Source organism: Cupriavidus gilardii, assembly GCF_013347325.1.
GTDB classification, from domain to species: domain Bacteria; phylum Pseudomonadota; class Gammaproteobacteria; order Burkholderiales; family Burkholderiaceae; genus Cupriavidus; species Cupriavidus gilardii.
This window is the reverse complement of the sequence record NZ_CP054626.1, coordinates 1104826-1118165: the sequence shown is the minus strand read 5'-3', so window position 1 is coordinate 1118165 and position 13340 is coordinate 1104826. Positions and strand designations below refer to the sequence as shown.

12 protein-coding genes are annotated in these 13340 nt (G+C 66.9%); 5 read left to right on the top strand and 7 right to left on the bottom strand.

The window, feature by feature from the left end:
• Positions 1 to 5: 5 nt before the first annotated feature.
• From iscR to uvrB, 4 genes are all read right to left on the bottom strand, one after another.
• Complete coding sequence (iscR, locus tag FOB47_RS15325) at positions 6 to 572, bottom strand: Fe-S cluster assembly transcriptional regulator IscR (protein ID WP_053821501.1); 567 nt, start codon at positions 570 to 572, stop codon at positions 6 to 8.
• A gap of 135 nt (positions 573 to 707) precedes the next feature.
• Positions 708 to 2903 carry a site-specific recombinase gene (locus tag FOB47_RS15320; RefSeq protein WP_174781463.1) on the bottom strand — a complete coding sequence of 732 codons (2196 nt, stop codon included), beginning with the start codon at positions 2901 to 2903 and terminating at the stop codon, positions 708 to 710.
• 91 nt (positions 2904 to 2994) lie between these two features.
• The gene (locus FOB47_RS15315) at positions 2995 to 3471 is read right to left on the bottom strand and encodes a low molecular weight protein-tyrosine-phosphatase (RefSeq protein WP_053821499.1); all 477 of its coding nucleotides are present in this window, start codon (positions 3469 to 3471) and stop codon (positions 2995 to 2997) included.
• Positions 3472 to 3636: 165 nt separating this feature from the next.
• Entirely contained in the window at positions 3637 to 5733 is a 2097-nt protein-coding gene (uvrB, locus tag FOB47_RS15310) for an excinuclease ABC subunit UvrB (protein ID WP_174781462.1), read from the bottom strand.
• Between the two features lie 153 nt (positions 5734 to 5886).
• On the opposite strand from uvrB, the gene FOB47_RS15305 reads away from it, so the two are divergent.
• Together FOB47_RS15305 and FOB47_RS15300 are read left to right on the top strand one after the other, a co-directional pair.
• Positions 5887 to 7083, top strand: a complete 1197-nt coding sequence (locus FOB47_RS15305; RefSeq protein ID WP_053821497.1) for an amino acid aminotransferase — start codon at positions 5887 to 5889, stop codon at positions 7081 to 7083.
• Between the two features lie 347 nt (positions 7084 to 7430).
• Entirely contained in the window at positions 7431 to 8672 is a 1242-nt protein-coding gene (locus tag FOB47_RS15300) for a polyhydroxyalkanoate depolymerase (protein WP_151023241.1), read from the top strand.
• Positions 8673 to 8757: 85 nt separating this feature from the next.
• Here the strand turns inward: FOB47_RS15300 and FOB47_RS15295 are convergent, their stop codons facing one another.
• Positions 8758 to 9393: a TetR/AcrR family transcriptional regulator gene (locus FOB47_RS15295; protein WP_174781461.1), complete on the bottom strand. Its 636-nt coding sequence runs from the start codon at positions 9391 to 9393 to the stop codon at positions 8758 to 8760.
• Between the two features lie 267 nt (positions 9394 to 9660).
• On the opposite strand from FOB47_RS15295, the gene rsxB reads away from it, so the two are divergent.
• A complete protein-coding gene (gene rsxB, locus FOB47_RS15290) occupies positions 9661 to 10428 on the top strand; it encodes an electron transport complex subunit RsxB (RefSeq protein WP_174782449.1) in 768 nt (255 codons plus the stop codon).
• A complete protein-coding gene (nth, locus tag FOB47_RS15285) occupies positions 10425 to 11069 on the top strand; it encodes an endonuclease III (protein WP_053821495.1) in 645 nt (214 codons plus the stop codon). The genes rsxB and nth overlap by 4 nt, the downstream gene beginning before the upstream one ends.
• A 36-nt stretch (positions 11070 to 11105) precedes the next feature.
• On the opposite strand, the gene FOB47_RS15280 is transcribed toward nth, so the two are convergent.
• Positions 11106 to 11693 (bottom strand): malonic semialdehyde reductase, encoded by a 588-nt coding sequence (locus tag FOB47_RS15280; RefSeq protein ID WP_053821494.1) that lies wholly within the window; start codon positions 11691 to 11693, stop codon positions 11106 to 11108.
• An 84-nt stretch (positions 11694 to 11777) separates the two neighbouring features.
• Positions 11778 to 12710 carry a DMT family transporter gene (locus tag FOB47_RS15275; protein WP_174781460.1) on the bottom strand — a complete coding sequence of 311 codons (933 nt, stop codon included), beginning with the start codon at positions 12708 to 12710 and terminating at the stop codon, positions 11778 to 11780.
• Positions 12711 to 12849: 139 nt separating this feature from the next.
• Here FOB47_RS15275 and FOB47_RS15270 point away from each other — a divergent pair, with 139 nt between their 5' ends.
• A complete protein-coding gene (locus FOB47_RS15270; RefSeq protein ID WP_053821492.1) occupies positions 12850 to 13281 on the top strand; it encodes a DUF1841 family protein in 432 nt (143 codons plus the stop codon).
• Positions 13282 to 13340: the final 59 nt, after the last annotated feature.

Here is a 13340-nt window from a genome sequence, read left to right as displayed (position 1 = left end):
CCCGCTCAGGACTGCGCCAGGCTGAAAACCGAATTCACCATCTTGGGCCGGGCGGGCTTGTCCGCCTTTTCCGCCGCGCTCGGTTGCGTGCGCGCCGCCGGTGCCGGCTGGCGGGCGCCGCCGTCCTCGCGCATGTCGCGCAGCACGCCGGGCTGGCGGGCGCGCTGCTGCTCGACCAGATCCTTCAGCGAGACCGAGTCCAGATACTCGACCATCTTCTGATTCAGCGTCGCCCACAGCTCGTGGGTCATGCAGCGGCCGGTATTCTCGTCGCCATTGCAGTTGCCCTTGCCGCCGCACTGGGTGGCGTCGAGCGGCTCGTCCACCGCGATGATGATGTCGGCCACCGTCACGTCCTCGGACTTGCGCGCCAGGCTGTATCCGCCGCCCGGGCCACGCACGCTCTCGACGATCTGGTGCCGGCGCAGCTTGGCGAACAGCTGTTCCAGATAGGACAGCGAGATCTTCTGGCGTTGGCTGATGCCGGCCAGCGTCACCGGCCCCTGGTCCTGGCGCATGGCCAGGTCGATCATGGCGGTCACCGCGAAGCGGCCTTTGGTCGTCAATCTCATGATTGCGGGGGTAATACCTGATGAATTTCGTCAAGTATAAATTTCCCGACTAAATCGGTCAACTACCCATGTCACTTGTCCGGCAGATACCGCGGTGAAGGTGGGGTCTTCCCGGCATCTGCAGGACCGGTTCGGCTAGGCCTCGCGGGTTCCGGCCCCTGCCGGCGCCTGGCGCGGCGGCACGATCAGCGACAGCGGATGGCGCAGGATGCGCGCCCGTACCGCGGCGCTCAACGCCCGCCGGTCGACCCGGCGCAGATTGCGCGAGCGCAGGGCCATGTGGAAGGCCAGCGCGAAGCTGACCGCGACATTCAGCAGCCCCATCAGCGCGATGCCGGCCACCGCCAGCCACAGCGACGGCAGCCGCAGCGCCTCGACCCCGAGCACGCCGAGCGCGGTGCCGACCGACCCGGTCGACAGCGTCACGTGCCGGACCTCGATATGCGGCCCGAAGAAGCTCAGGATTTCCGGCCCCAGGCCGAGCAGGAAGCCGAGCGAGACATTGGCCGCGATACCGGACACGTTCCGCTTCCAGAAGTCGGCCACCCGTACCGCGCCCCGCTCGCCGAGCACATAGCGCAAGCGGCGGTGGTAAGCCAGCACGTCGTGCATCCGGTGCAGCGCGAACCAGTTGTCGGCCCAGCCGGCGATCAGGCTCGATACCCATAGCAGCACGCCGGTGAAGACCGCATACAGCGGCGTGGGCCCGAGGATCGAGAACGACTCGATGGTGGCGATCGCCTTGTCCGGCGTGATCAGATTGACCGACAGCAGCTTGCCGGCCAGCCACTGGATCGCCAGCGCCACCGGAAACACCACCACCAGGTTGCCGACGATCGCCGCCGCATTCGAGCGGATCATCGCGATGGTGTCGTCGACGAAGGCCTCCCTGCCCTCCGGCCGCCCGACCGCATCGAGCCGGTGCGCCAGCGCCGGGCCCGTCATCGCCGGCTGCTTGGTCGCCAGCGTGAAATGGGCGAAGTGGATCGCCAGGAAGCTGCCGGCATAGTTCAGCGAGGCCAGCAGTCCTTCGATGAACTTGTCCAGGTGCAGGCCATAGATCAGGAATTTCAGATAGACCGTGGCCACGGTAATCAGGCCGCCGCCGGCCGCCGCGCGCACCAGTTCGCCGTACTCCTTGCGATCGCGCGTGATGTAGTGCTCGCCGGTCTCGGCGGAACGTTCGACCACCTTGCGGGCCAGCTGCGAGAAGGACTCCGCGGCCAGATGCTTGACGCTGCGGCGCGCCTGCGTCGTGCGGATCAGCTCGCCCGCCAGTTGCGCCACCTTGCCGCGGCGCGCGGGATCGACCCAGGCGGCCAGCAACATGTCGATGCGCGCCAGCCGCACCTTCATCCGCTCGATCTGGAACACGACCTCGACCGAGACGCCGTTCTCTTCCAGGTCCGCGTAGACATGGCGGGCGGCGTCGTGGCAACCGTCGAGCAGGGCGCGGCAGTAGTTCAAGCGGTGCCGGAAGGCATCGCTGTCGCGCGGCAGCCCCTCCTCGCACAGCGCGGCGACGGCAGGGCCGAGGCGGAAGAACGGCGTGTCCTCGACCCGTCCCTGCAGACGCGCGCGGATCGCCTGGCTCAGGCCGGTCGCGCGCACCTGGCTGGCCAGCACCTGGATGCTGCTGGCCAGGGTGCGGGCGAAATCGTCGCGGTAGCGTGCGTGCATCGCCTGGCCGGCAGCCGAGGCGGCATGGGTGGCAAGCTCGTTGTCGGCGGAGGCGCCGCCCACGTCGCCGTCCGCTGGTTCGTCGACGTCGTGCCCGGCTTCGCCTTCCAGCCCGCCGCCCTGCTCCGGCGCGAACATCAGCAGCGCGCCGAGGCGATCGAGCAGCTCGGCGTCGAGCGCCGCCACCCAGTCGGCGTCGCGCTCGCCGACGAACAGCAGCGCGAACAGGTCGGCCATGTCGCCGCGATTGGGCGGCGGCGACAGGAAGCGCGCCTGCAGGCGGTCCATCATTTCGCCCCAGAAGCCGGGGTGCGAGGCGACGCCGGTGTCGCAGAACAGGCCCGTCGGATCGTTGTCGCGCACGATCGATCGGACGGTCCGCGCAAAGCGCGCCGCGAGCTCCGGATTGCGTTCCAGCACCTGCAGCAGATAGCGCAACCGGACATGCTCGCGCCAGGTGATGTCATGCCGGCCGGCTCCCCCCGCCTCGTCGGCCGGCAGACCGTCGCGCCGCAGCCAGTAGCCCAGCTCGATCAGCCAGCCGTTGCGCTCGGCCAGCGTGCCGTCGGGATTGGCGGCGGACAGGATGGCGTCCAGTTGCAGGCTGGCATTGCGCGACTCGCGCCATTTGCGAAGCAGGGATCGAAACATCGGAAAGGGAGGAAGAGACTGGCGCGATTCACGCGGATCAGGGCGGACGCACGCCGGTGGGAGGCAGACGGGCCGCGGCGCGGCCCCTGGGTCATTGCCGTTGGCGCAACATCGCGACGATACCGTCGCAGGCGTCCTCGACGTAATCGAGCACGCGCTCGAAGCCGTCGCCTTCGCCGTAGTAGGGATCGGGTACTTCGTCGGCGTCGTGCCGGGTCGCGAAGTGCATCAGCAGCTTGACCTTGTGGCGATGCTCGGGCGGGCACAGCGCCTGCAGCCGCGCCAGGTTGTCGCGGTCCATCGCCAGCACCAGATCGAAGCGGCCGAAATCTTCGACCGCCGCCAGCCGCGCCCGCTGCCCGGCCAGGTCATAACCGCGCGCCAGCGCATGCTGCTGCGCGCGCCGGTCCGGCGCGTGACCCAGGTGATAGCTGTGGGTGCCGGCCGAATCGACGTCGACGGCGTCGGCAAGGCCCGCCTGCGCGAGCTTGGCGCGCAACACGCCCTCCGCGGTCGGCGAGCGGCATATGTTACCCATGCAGCACATCAAGATGGCGAAGCGTTTCATCGTTCGGATCGTCTGGCTCGTGCGAGTCTTGCGAGTCTTGCGGGTCGTACGGGTCGTACGGGTCGTGCGGGCCTTTGACGGCATTCGCGACCGCCGTGCCGGGCCGCCACGGAAAGGGAGCCGATTTTAACCCCGGGACGCCAGCCAGCGCCCCGGTTTTTGGTCTCAGGCCGGCAGCGCCCCGCCCTCGCCCGCGGCGCCAAATACCTGCTGCTTGAGCTTGCTCAACTGATCGCGGACCTGTGCGGCCTGCTCGAATTCCAGGTTCTTGGCATGGTCGAGCATCTTTTTCTCCAGCCGCTTGATTTCCTTGGCGACCTGCTTCTCGCTCATGTCCTCGTAGCGCGCGCGCTCCTCGGCGGCCATCAGCTCGGCCTTGACCTCGTTCGGATCGTAGACGCCGTCGATGATGTCCTTGATCCGCTTGACCACGCCGCGCGGCGTGATGCCGTTGGCCGTATTGAATGCGATCTGCTTGGCGCGGCGGCGCTCGGTCTCGTCGATGGCCTTGCGCATCGAATCGGTGATGCGGTCGGCGTACAGGATGGCCGTGCCGTTGACGTTGCGCGCGGCGCGGCCGATCGTCTGGATCAGCGAGCGCTCGGCGCGCAGGAAGCCTTCCTTGTCCGCGTCGAGGATCGCCACCAGCGACACCTCGGGAATATCGAGCCCTTCGCGCAGCAGGTTGATGCCGACCAGCACGTCGAAGGCGCCCAGGCGCAGGTCGCGGATGATCTCGACCCGTTCGACGGTGTCGATGTCCGAATGCAGATAGCGGACCTTGATGCCGTTCTCGGACAGGAACTCGGTCAGCTGCTCGGCCATCCGCTTGGTCAGCGTGGTCACCAGCACGCGCTCGCCGGCCTGGATCCGCAGGTGGATCTCGGACAGCAGATCGTCGACCTGCGACACCGCGGGACGCACGGTGATGATCGGATCGACCAGGCCGGTGGGCCGCACCACCTGCTCGACCACCTGGCCGGCATGGGCCCGTTCGTAATCGGCGGGCGTCGCGGTGACGAACACCGCCTGCCGCATCTTGCGCTCGAACTCCTCGAACTTCAGCGGCCGGTTGTCCATCGCCGACGGCAGCCGGAAGCCGTATTCGACCAGCGTGGTCTTGCGCGAGCGGTCGCCGTTGTACATCGCGTTGAGCTGGCCGATCAGCACGTGCGATTCGTCCAGGAACATCAGCGCGTCGGGCGGCAGGTAGTCGACCAGCGTCGGCGGCGGATCGCCGGGGCGCGCGCCGGACAGATGGCGCGAATAGTTTTCGATGCCCTTGCAGAAGCCGAGCTCGGCCAGCATTTCGAGGTCGAAGCGCGTGCGCTGCTCCAGCCGCTGCGCCTCGACCAGCTTGTTTTCCTTGTAGAAGAAATCGAGCCGCTCGCGCAGCTCGGCCTTGATCGCCTCGATGGCGCGCAGCACGGTCTCGCGCGGCGTCACGTAGTGGCTGGACGGATAGACGGTGAAGCGCGGAATCTTCTGTCGCACCTTGCCGGTCAGCGGATCGAAATACTGCAGCGACTCGATCTCGTCGTCGAACAGTTCGACGCGCACCGCCACTTCGGCGTGTTCGGCCGGGAAGATGTCGACGGTGTCGCCACGCACGCGGAAGGTGCCGCGCTGAAAATCGGTGTCGTTGCGGGTGTACTGCATCGCGATCAGCCGCGCGATCACGTCGCGCTGGCTGATGCGGTCGCCGGCCCGCAAAGTCAGAATCATCTGATGGTATTCGTTCGGGTTGCCGATACCATAGATTGCGGACACCGTCGCCACGATAATCGTGTCGCGCCGCTCCAGCAGGCTCTTGGTCGCCGACAGCCGCATCTGCTCGATATGCTCGTTGATCGACGAGTCCTTCTCGATGAACAGATCGCGCTGCGGAACGTAGGCCTCCGGCTGGTAATAGTCGTAATAGCTGACGAAATACTCGACCGCATTGCGCGGAAAGAATTCGCGGAATTCCGAGTAAAGCTGGGCGGCCAGCGTCTTGTTCGGGGCAAAGACGATAGCCGGCCGGCCCATCCGGGCAATCACGTTGGCCATCGTGAAGGTCTTGCCCGAGCCGGTGACGCCGAGCAGCGTCTGGTAGGACAGGCCGTCCTCGATGCCCTCGACCAGTTGGCGGATGGCCTCGGGCTGATCGCCGGCCGGCGGATAGGGCTGATACAGCTGAAATGGCGAGCCGGGGAAGCTGACGAATTTGTCCTCATCCAGGGCGGGAGCGGCATCCGCGACAGGCACGGCGAGATTCGACATAGACGGGGAGAAAACCTTTGGAATACGGGCGGATACGCTAGAATCTCGGGGTTGCGCGGTCCGTTTCAAGGCGGACCCACCGCACGCCCGCAGCGCAATCCGAGCATTCTACGCCTTCCCGTTTTGTTACATAGCTGACCACGAGAATCCCAAATGAGTTTGTTTTCTGCCGTCGAGATGGCCCCGCGCGATCCCATCCTGGGCCTGAATGAAGCGTTCAACGCCGACACCCGTGCCAACAAGGTCAATCTGGGCGTGGGCGTGTACTTCACCGACGAAGGGAAGATTCCGCTGCTGCGCGCGGTGCAGGAAGCCGAGAAGGCGCGCCTGACGACGGCCACGCCGCGCGGCTACCTGCCGATCGAAGGCATCGCGGCCTACGACCAGGCGGTGCAGACGCTGCTGTTCGGCAAGAACTCGCCGCTGATCACCGAAGGCCGTGTGGTGACGGCTCAGGCACTCGGCGGCACCGGCGCGCTGAAGATCGGCGCCGACTTCCTGAAGCGCCTGTATCCGGACGCCAAGGTCGCGATCAGCGATCCGAGCTGGGAAAACCACCGCGCGCTGTTCGAAGCCGCCGGCTTCCCGGTGGTCAACTATGCGTACTACGACGCGCCGAGCCACGGCCTCAATTTCGCCGGCATGGTCGAGTCGCTGAAGTCGTATCCGGCCAACACCATCGTCGTGCTGCACGCCTGCTGCCACAACCCGACCGGCGTCGACCTGTCGGCCGAGCAGTGGCAACAGGTGGTGAGCCTGATCAAGGAACGGAACCTGATTCCCTTCCTCGACATGGCCTACCAGGGCTTTGCCGACGGCATCGACCCGGACGGCGCCGCGGTGCGCCTGTTCGCCGAGTCGGGCCTGCCCTTCTTCGTGTCGAGCTCCTTCTCGAAGAGCTTCTCGCTGTATGGCGAGCGCGTCGGCGCGCTGTCGATCGTGACCACCGGCAAGGAAGAGGCCCAGCGTGTGATGTCGCAGGTCAAGCGCGTGATCCGCACCAACTACTCGAACCCGCCGACGCACGGCGGCACCGTCGTCGCGACCGTGCTGAACAGCCCGGAACTGCGCGCGATGTGGGAAGAAGAACTGGCCGAAATGCGCGACCGCATCAAGCAGATGCGCCACGCGCTGGTCGACAAGCTGGCCGCCAAGGGCGTGTCGCGCGACTTCTCCTTCGTCAAGGCGCAGCGCGGCATGTTCTCGTATTCGGGCCTGACCACCGAGCAGGTCGAGCGCCTGAAGACCGAACACGGCATCTACGCGGTCGGCACCGGCCGCATTTGCGTGGCCGCGCTCAATAGCCGCAATATCGACGCGGTGGTCGACGCCATCGCGGCGGTGCTGTAAGCGCAAGCTTCCGCACCTTGAGCGCAAGCGGGCCCATCGACGATGGGCCCGCGTTCCTTTCCGGCGGCCGTTCTCGCCGCTGCCGCGGTGCTCCCACAGGCCACCTGCCCCTCCGGCTCAGCCCCTATTTGTGCGCTGCACGGCACCCCTCGTTGTCCGCCTGTCGGTGTAGTCCAACACCGCGCCAGAATTACAGCCATTGTCCTATTGAGTTCCCCTCACGCCGTCATACCTTTAGGTATATGCTGCATTGCAAGATCGTGCGCACGGTCGTTCGCAAAACGGACGGGTTGGGCGCATAATCCGCCACAGCAGAAAACCCGATATCGAAAGGCAGGTGTTCGGCAATGCTTTACCAACTGCATGAATTTCAGCGCTCGATCCTGAACCCGCTGACCGCGTGGGCCCAGGCGACGGCCAAGACCTTTACCAACCCCCTGAGCCCGCTGTCGCTGGTGCCGGGGGCCACCCGGCTGGCCGCGGGCTACGAATTGCTGTACCGGCTCGGCAAGGAATACGAGAAGCCCGCCTTCGACATCAAGTCCGTGCGCTCCAACGGCCGCGATATTCCGATCGTCGAACAGACGATCATGGAAAAGCCGTTCTGCAAGCTGATCCGCTTCAAGCGCTACGCCGACGATCCCGAGACGATCAAGCTGCTGAAGGACGAACCGTCGGTGCTGGTCTGCGCGCCGCTGTCGGGCCACCACGCGACGCTGCTGCGCGATACGGTGCGCACGCTGCTGCAGGACCACAAGGTCTATGTGACCGACTGGGTCGACGCACGCATGGTGCCGGTCGAGGACGGCCCTTTCCATCTGGCCGACTACATTCGCTACATCCAGGAATTCATCCGCCATCTGGGCGCCGAGAACCTGCATGTCGTGTCGGTCTGCCAGCCGACGGTGCCGGTGCTGGCGGCGATCTCGCTGATGGCCTCGGCCGGCGAGAAGACGCCCAGGACGATGACGATGATGGGCGGCCCGATCGACGCGCGCAAAAGCCCGACCGCGGTCAACTCGCTGGCGACCAACAAGTCGTACGAGTGGTTCGAGAACAACGTCATCTACACCGTGCCGGCCAACTATCCCGGCCACGGCCGGCGCGTCTATCCGGGCTTCCTGCAGCACGCCGGCTTCGTCGCGATGAACCCGGACCGCCATCTGTCCTCGCATTACGACTACTACCTGAGCCTGATCGAGGGCGATGCGGACGATGCCGAGGCGCACGTGCGCTTCTACGACGAATACAACGCCGTGCTCGACATGGCGGCCGAGTACTACCTCGACACGATCCGCGAAGTCTTCCAGGAGTTCCGGCTGGCCAATGGCACGTGGGAGATCGAGGGCGAGCCGGTGCGGCCGCAGGACATCAAGCACACCGCGCTGATGACGATCGAGGGCGAGCTCGACGACATCTCCGGCGCGGGCCAGACCGCCGCCGCGCACGATCTGTGCGCCGGCATTCCGAAGACCCGCAAGCAGCATCTGACCGCGCCCCGCTGCGGGCACTACGGCATCTTCTCGGGCCGCCGCTGGCGCGAAACGATCTATCCGGAGCTGCGCGACTTCATCCGCAAGTACCGCTGAGCCGCAGGCAGATGCCAGCAGACCGCCGATGACAAACGGGACCGCAACGCGGTCCCGTTTTCTTTCCCTTGCGCCCTTGCTTGCGCTAGCGCCGCGCCAGATAGGCCAGCAGCATGTCCGTATGCAGCTTGGCGAAGCGCTCGTGCTCGTCCTGCGAGGCCACGTCGCGGCCGATCACCGCGCTGATGGTGTAGCGATTCGACAGCACGTAGTAGCCCAGCGCCGAGATCGTCAGATAGAGCTGGGGCACATCGACGTTGTCGCGGAACACGCCCTGCAGCTGGCCGCGGCGAACGATCTCGGCCAGCACGTCGACCACCGGGTTGACCAGTTCGTGCAGCTGCGCGGACTTCTTCAGGTGCCGCGCCTCGTGCAGGTTCTCGCTGTTGACCAGACGGATGAATTCGGGGTGCTGGTAGTACCAGTCCCAGACGAAGCGGGCCAGCGTGCGGACCGCGGCGACCGGGTCCTCGTCGCCGATCTGCAGGCGCTCCTCGGCGGCGCGGAATTGCGCGTATTGCCGTTCGAGCACGGCGAGAAACAGCCCTTCCTTGCTGCCGTAGTAGTAATACAGCATGCGCTCGTTGGTCTCCGCGCGGCGGGCAATCTGGTCGACGCGTGCGCCGGCCAGGCCGCCCTTGGCGAACTCCTCGGTGGCCGCATCCATGATGCGACGGCGGGTTCCTTCAGGATCGCGTTTGGTCTTGGTGGCGTTCGACATGCGTGGTCGGCTCGATTTTGTGAATGATGGCATGGCGCAACCGCGCCTCCGGCGCGGGCCAGCCGCGTTGATCGACATCTGCGCCATGGCAAAGCGCGCATCTTCAGGGTTTCTGCGGCGCGGCGAAATCGGGGATAATCCTTGCCGCGTCAGCCGCACCGTACGGCTGCACCCTGTGTTACCCCGCATCGTTTTCCTGCTTTCGTGACCCCTTCCGCCGCCGATTCCGCTTCCGCCCCCTCCACCGACGCCCGCCGGAACGCCGATCTGGCGGCCGCTTCGGCGACTCTCGCCGACCGCCTCGACGCCCTGCTGCCCCAGACGCAATGCACGAAATGCGGCTTTCAGGGATGCCGGCCTTATGCCGAGGCCATGGCGCGCGGCGAAGCGGACTGCAACCGCTGCCCTCCCGGCGGTGCCGAAGGCATCCGTCGGCTGGCGGCCGAGCTCGGTGTCGCGCCGTTGCCGCTCGATCCGGATCACGGCATCGAACAGCCACGCGCGGTCGCGCGCATCGACGAGACACTGTGCATCGGCTGCACGCTGTGCATCCAGGCCTGCCCGGTCGACGCGATCGCCGGTGCCGCCAAGCAGATGCACACCGTGCTGCCGGACTGGTGCACCGGCTGCGATCTCTGCGTCGCGCCCTGCCCGGTCGACTGCATCGCGATGATCCCGGTCACCGGCGAGCGCACCGGCTGGGACGCCTGGTCGCAGCCCCAGGCCGACGCGGCCCGTGTCCGCTACCTGTCGCGCAAGCAGCGGCTGGTGCGCGAGCGCGAGGAAAACGAAGCACGCCTCGCGGCCAAGCTGGAAGCGCTGCGCCAGGAGGCCGCCTCGTCCGAAGCCGAGCGCCAGGCGCAGGAGCGCAAGAAAGCCATCATCCAGGCGGCCATCGAACGCGCGCGCCTGAAGCGGCAGGCCGCCCAGCCGCTCAACGCCGCACAGGCCGATCCGGTTGACCGCCCCGAGGCCGCGCCCGCCGCCGCGACGCCCGGCCATCCCGTCTCCTCCGACACCAAGCGACCACAATGAACGCCGCCAAGTGCCGCGCGCTGTTTGAAACGCTCAGAGAAACCAACCCGTCTCCCACCACCGAACTCGAGTACAGCTCGCCGTTCGAACTGCTGATCGCCGTGCTGCTGTCGGCGCAGGCCACCGATGTGGGCGTCAACAAGGCCACCCGCAGGCTGTTCGCGATCGCCAACACGCCGCAGAAGATCCTGGCGCTGGGCGAATCCGGCCTGATCGAGTACATCAAGACGATCGGTCTGTACAAGACCAAGGCCCGGCATGTGATGGAGACCTGCCGCATCCTCGTCGAGCGCTACGGCGGCAAGGTGCCGGCCGACCGCGAGGCGCTGGAAGCGCTGCCGGGCGTCGGCCGCAAGACGGCCAACGTGGTGCTGAACACCGCGTTCGGCCATCCGACCGTCGCGGTCGACACGCATATCTTTCGCGTCAGCAACCGCACCGGACTCGCGCCTGGCAAGACCGTGCAGGCGGTCGAGATGAAGCTGCTGGAGGTCGTGCCCGACGAGTTCCTGCACGACGCGCACCACTGGCTGATCCTGCACGGGCGCTACGTCTGCAAGGCGCGCAAGCCCGAGTGCTGGCATTGCGCGATCGAAACGCTGTGCGAGTACCCGGACAAGACGCTGCCGCCGCGGCTGTGAACGCGCCGGCGGCCAGCCGGCCGGCGCATCCTGCCGTCAAACGATGCGGCAGGCCTCGTCGAAGCTCAGGCGCGGGTTGCGCGGATACAGCTTGTCGGCGTCGCCATAGCCGAGATTGATCAGGAAATTGACGGACCACTTGCCGTCGGGGAAGAACGCCGCATTGACCTTGGCTGCGTCGAAGCCGCCCATCGGGCCGCAGTCGAGGCCAAGCGCGCGCGCAGCCAGGATCAGATAGGCGCCCTGCAGCGAGCTGTTGACCAGCGCGTCGCGCGCGATCTTGTCCGGCTGGCCGGCATACCAGGAACGGGCATCGGCATGCGGGAACAGCTTCGGCAGCTGCTCGTGGAACGCGTTGTCGAACGCGACGATCGCCGTGACCGGGGCCGAGCGGGTCTTGTCGACATTGCCTGGCGACACGCACTCGACCAGCTTCGCCTTCTGCTCCGCGGTCTTGACGAATACGATACGCGCCGGCGAGCTGTTGGCCGCGGTCGGGCCGAACTTCATCGCCTCGTACAGCCGATGCAGCACGGCGTCGTCGATCTGCCGATCCTGCCAGGCGCTATGCGTGCGGGCCTCGGTGAACAGTTGGGCGATGGCGGCCTGGTCGAGCGGTGTCATGCGGAATCCTCAGCAAAGTTCGGGAAAGGGCGCATTCTACCGATGGCCCCCGTCCGTTCCACGCCAAGGATTTCAGCAAGCCGTTCAATTTTGTTGTACAGGCGTCGGGGCCGTGCCCTTGTGGGTCAACCACAGCACGCCGGCCAGGATCAGGCCGCCGCCGATGGCCTGCGCCACGCCGATCTGCTCGCCCAGCAGCAGCGCGGCCAGCAGCACCGTGACCACCGGCTCCAGCGTGGACAGCATCGAGGCCTGCGCCGCGCCGAGGCGTTGCAGGCCGGCGAAGAAGGTCAGGATGGCCAGCACCGTCGACAGCAGCGCGATCGCCGCCAACGCCAGCCATCCGCCGGCATCGGCCGGAAACCGCGGCGCCATGCCGGCCGCGGTCCGTACCAGCGCGGCGCCGACATAGACGACGGCGGCCGCGACGCACACCACCGTGGTGGTCGCGACCGGATGCACGCCGGGCGTCAGCCGCGCGCCGACGATGATGTAGACCGAATAGATCAGCGCCGACGCCAGCCCAAGGCCGATGCCCAGCGCGCTGCCCTCCCCGCCGCCGACGGTCAGGCCCGCGCCGACCGAGCACAGCACCAGCGCGGTGACCGCCGCGCCGGTCAGCTTCTCCTTCAGGAACAGCGCCGCCATCACGGTGACGAAGACCGGATACAGATACAGCAGCAGCGCGACCAGGCTGGCCTGCGCATGGTTCAGCGCGCTGAAGAAACAGAACGACTGGCCGACATAGCCGATGCCGCCCATCGCCGCCAGCGCCAGCACGCGCGGCCACGGCGGCAGCGCGATCCGCTGCCAGCGCATCACGGCCGCCAGCGCGATCGCGGCGAGCACGAAGCGCACCGACAGCAGGCCATAGACGTCGGCGCCCGAGTCATAGGCAAGGCGGGCGAAGATCGCCATCGCGCCGAAGGCGCTGGCCGAGATGGCGATCAGCAGCACGCCGGCGAGCTTGTCGCCGGCATGCCGCAGCAGGGTCGATGAGCGTGGGGTAGCGGTCATGGAGGGAGGGCCGGCCCGATGGCGAGGTCAACGATCCCGCATTCTAGTCGTCATGCGGCCCCTGCGGCACAGCGGCGCCCCCATCCATCGGAAGGGGCCGCGGCAAGCCCGCGGACCGTCGTTTACAATCCGCCCCATCATGTTCAATCCCTCCCGTGAAGAAGTCCGCCGGTTCTTTTGCGAAGCCTGGCGCAAGCAGGGTGCCAACGAAGTGCTGACGCCGCTCGAGGCGATCGCCGTCGACTGGATCCGCGCGCACCCCGAATACCACGATCAGCTGGCCGACGCGGAGGCGGCGATCGCCGAAGAATTCACGCCCGAGCGCGGGCAAACCAACCCCTTCCTGCATCTGGCCATGCATCTGTCGATTGCCGAGCAGGTGTCGGTCGACCAGCCGCGCGGCATCCGCCAGGCGTTCGAACAGCTGGCGCGCCGGCTCGATTCGCCGCACGAGGCGCATCACCAGATGATGGAATGCCTCGGCGAGATGCTGTGGCAGTCGCAGCGCAGCGGCCTGCCGCCCGACGGCGAGCACTACATCGCCTGCGTCCAGCGCCGCGCCCGCGGCTGAACTTCCGCCTGCGCCCGGCCGACCGGCCGGTACAAATGGTCACAGCCAGCCCGGCCGGC

Coding starts and splice junctions, on each gene's coding strand:
- nth (WP_053821495.1), top strand. CDS start 10,425: ATGAACGCCGCCAAGTGCCGCGCGCTGTTTGAAACGCTCAGAGAAACC.
- FOB47_RS15305 (WP_053821497.1), top strand. CDS start 5,887: ATGAGTTTGTTTTCTGCCGTCGAGATGGCCCCGCGCGATCCCATCCTG.
- FOB47_RS15275 (WP_174781460.1), bottom strand. CDS start 12,710: ATGACCGCTACCCCACGCTCATCGACCCTGCTGCGGCATGCCGGCGAC.
- FOB47_RS15295 (WP_174781461.1), bottom strand. CDS start 9,393: ATGTCGAACGCCACCAAGACCAAACGCGATCCTGAAGGAACCCGCCGT.
- FOB47_RS15280 (WP_053821494.1), bottom strand. CDS start 11,693: ATGACACCGCTCGACCAGGCCGCCATCGCCCAACTGTTCACCGAGGCC.
- uvrB (WP_174781462.1), bottom strand. CDS start 5,733: ATGTCGAATCTCGCCGTGCCTGTCGCGGATGCCGCTCCCGCCCTGGAT.
- FOB47_RS15320 (WP_174781463.1), bottom strand. CDS start 2,903: ATGTTTCGATCCCTGCTTCGCAAATGGCGCGAGTCGCGCAATGCCAGC.
- iscR (WP_053821501.1), bottom strand. CDS start 572: ATGAGATTGACGACCAAAGGCCGCTTCGCGGTGACCGCCATGATCGAC.
- FOB47_RS15315 (WP_053821499.1), bottom strand. CDS start 3,471: ATGAAACGCTTCGCCATCTTGATGTGCTGCATGGGTAACATATGCCGC.
- FOB47_RS15270 (WP_053821492.1), top strand. CDS start 12,850: ATGTTCAATCCCTCCCGTGAAGAAGTCCGCCGGTTCTTTTGCGAAGCC.
- FOB47_RS15300 (WP_151023241.1), top strand. CDS start 7,431: ATGCTTTACCAACTGCATGAATTTCAGCGCTCGATCCTGAACCCGCTG.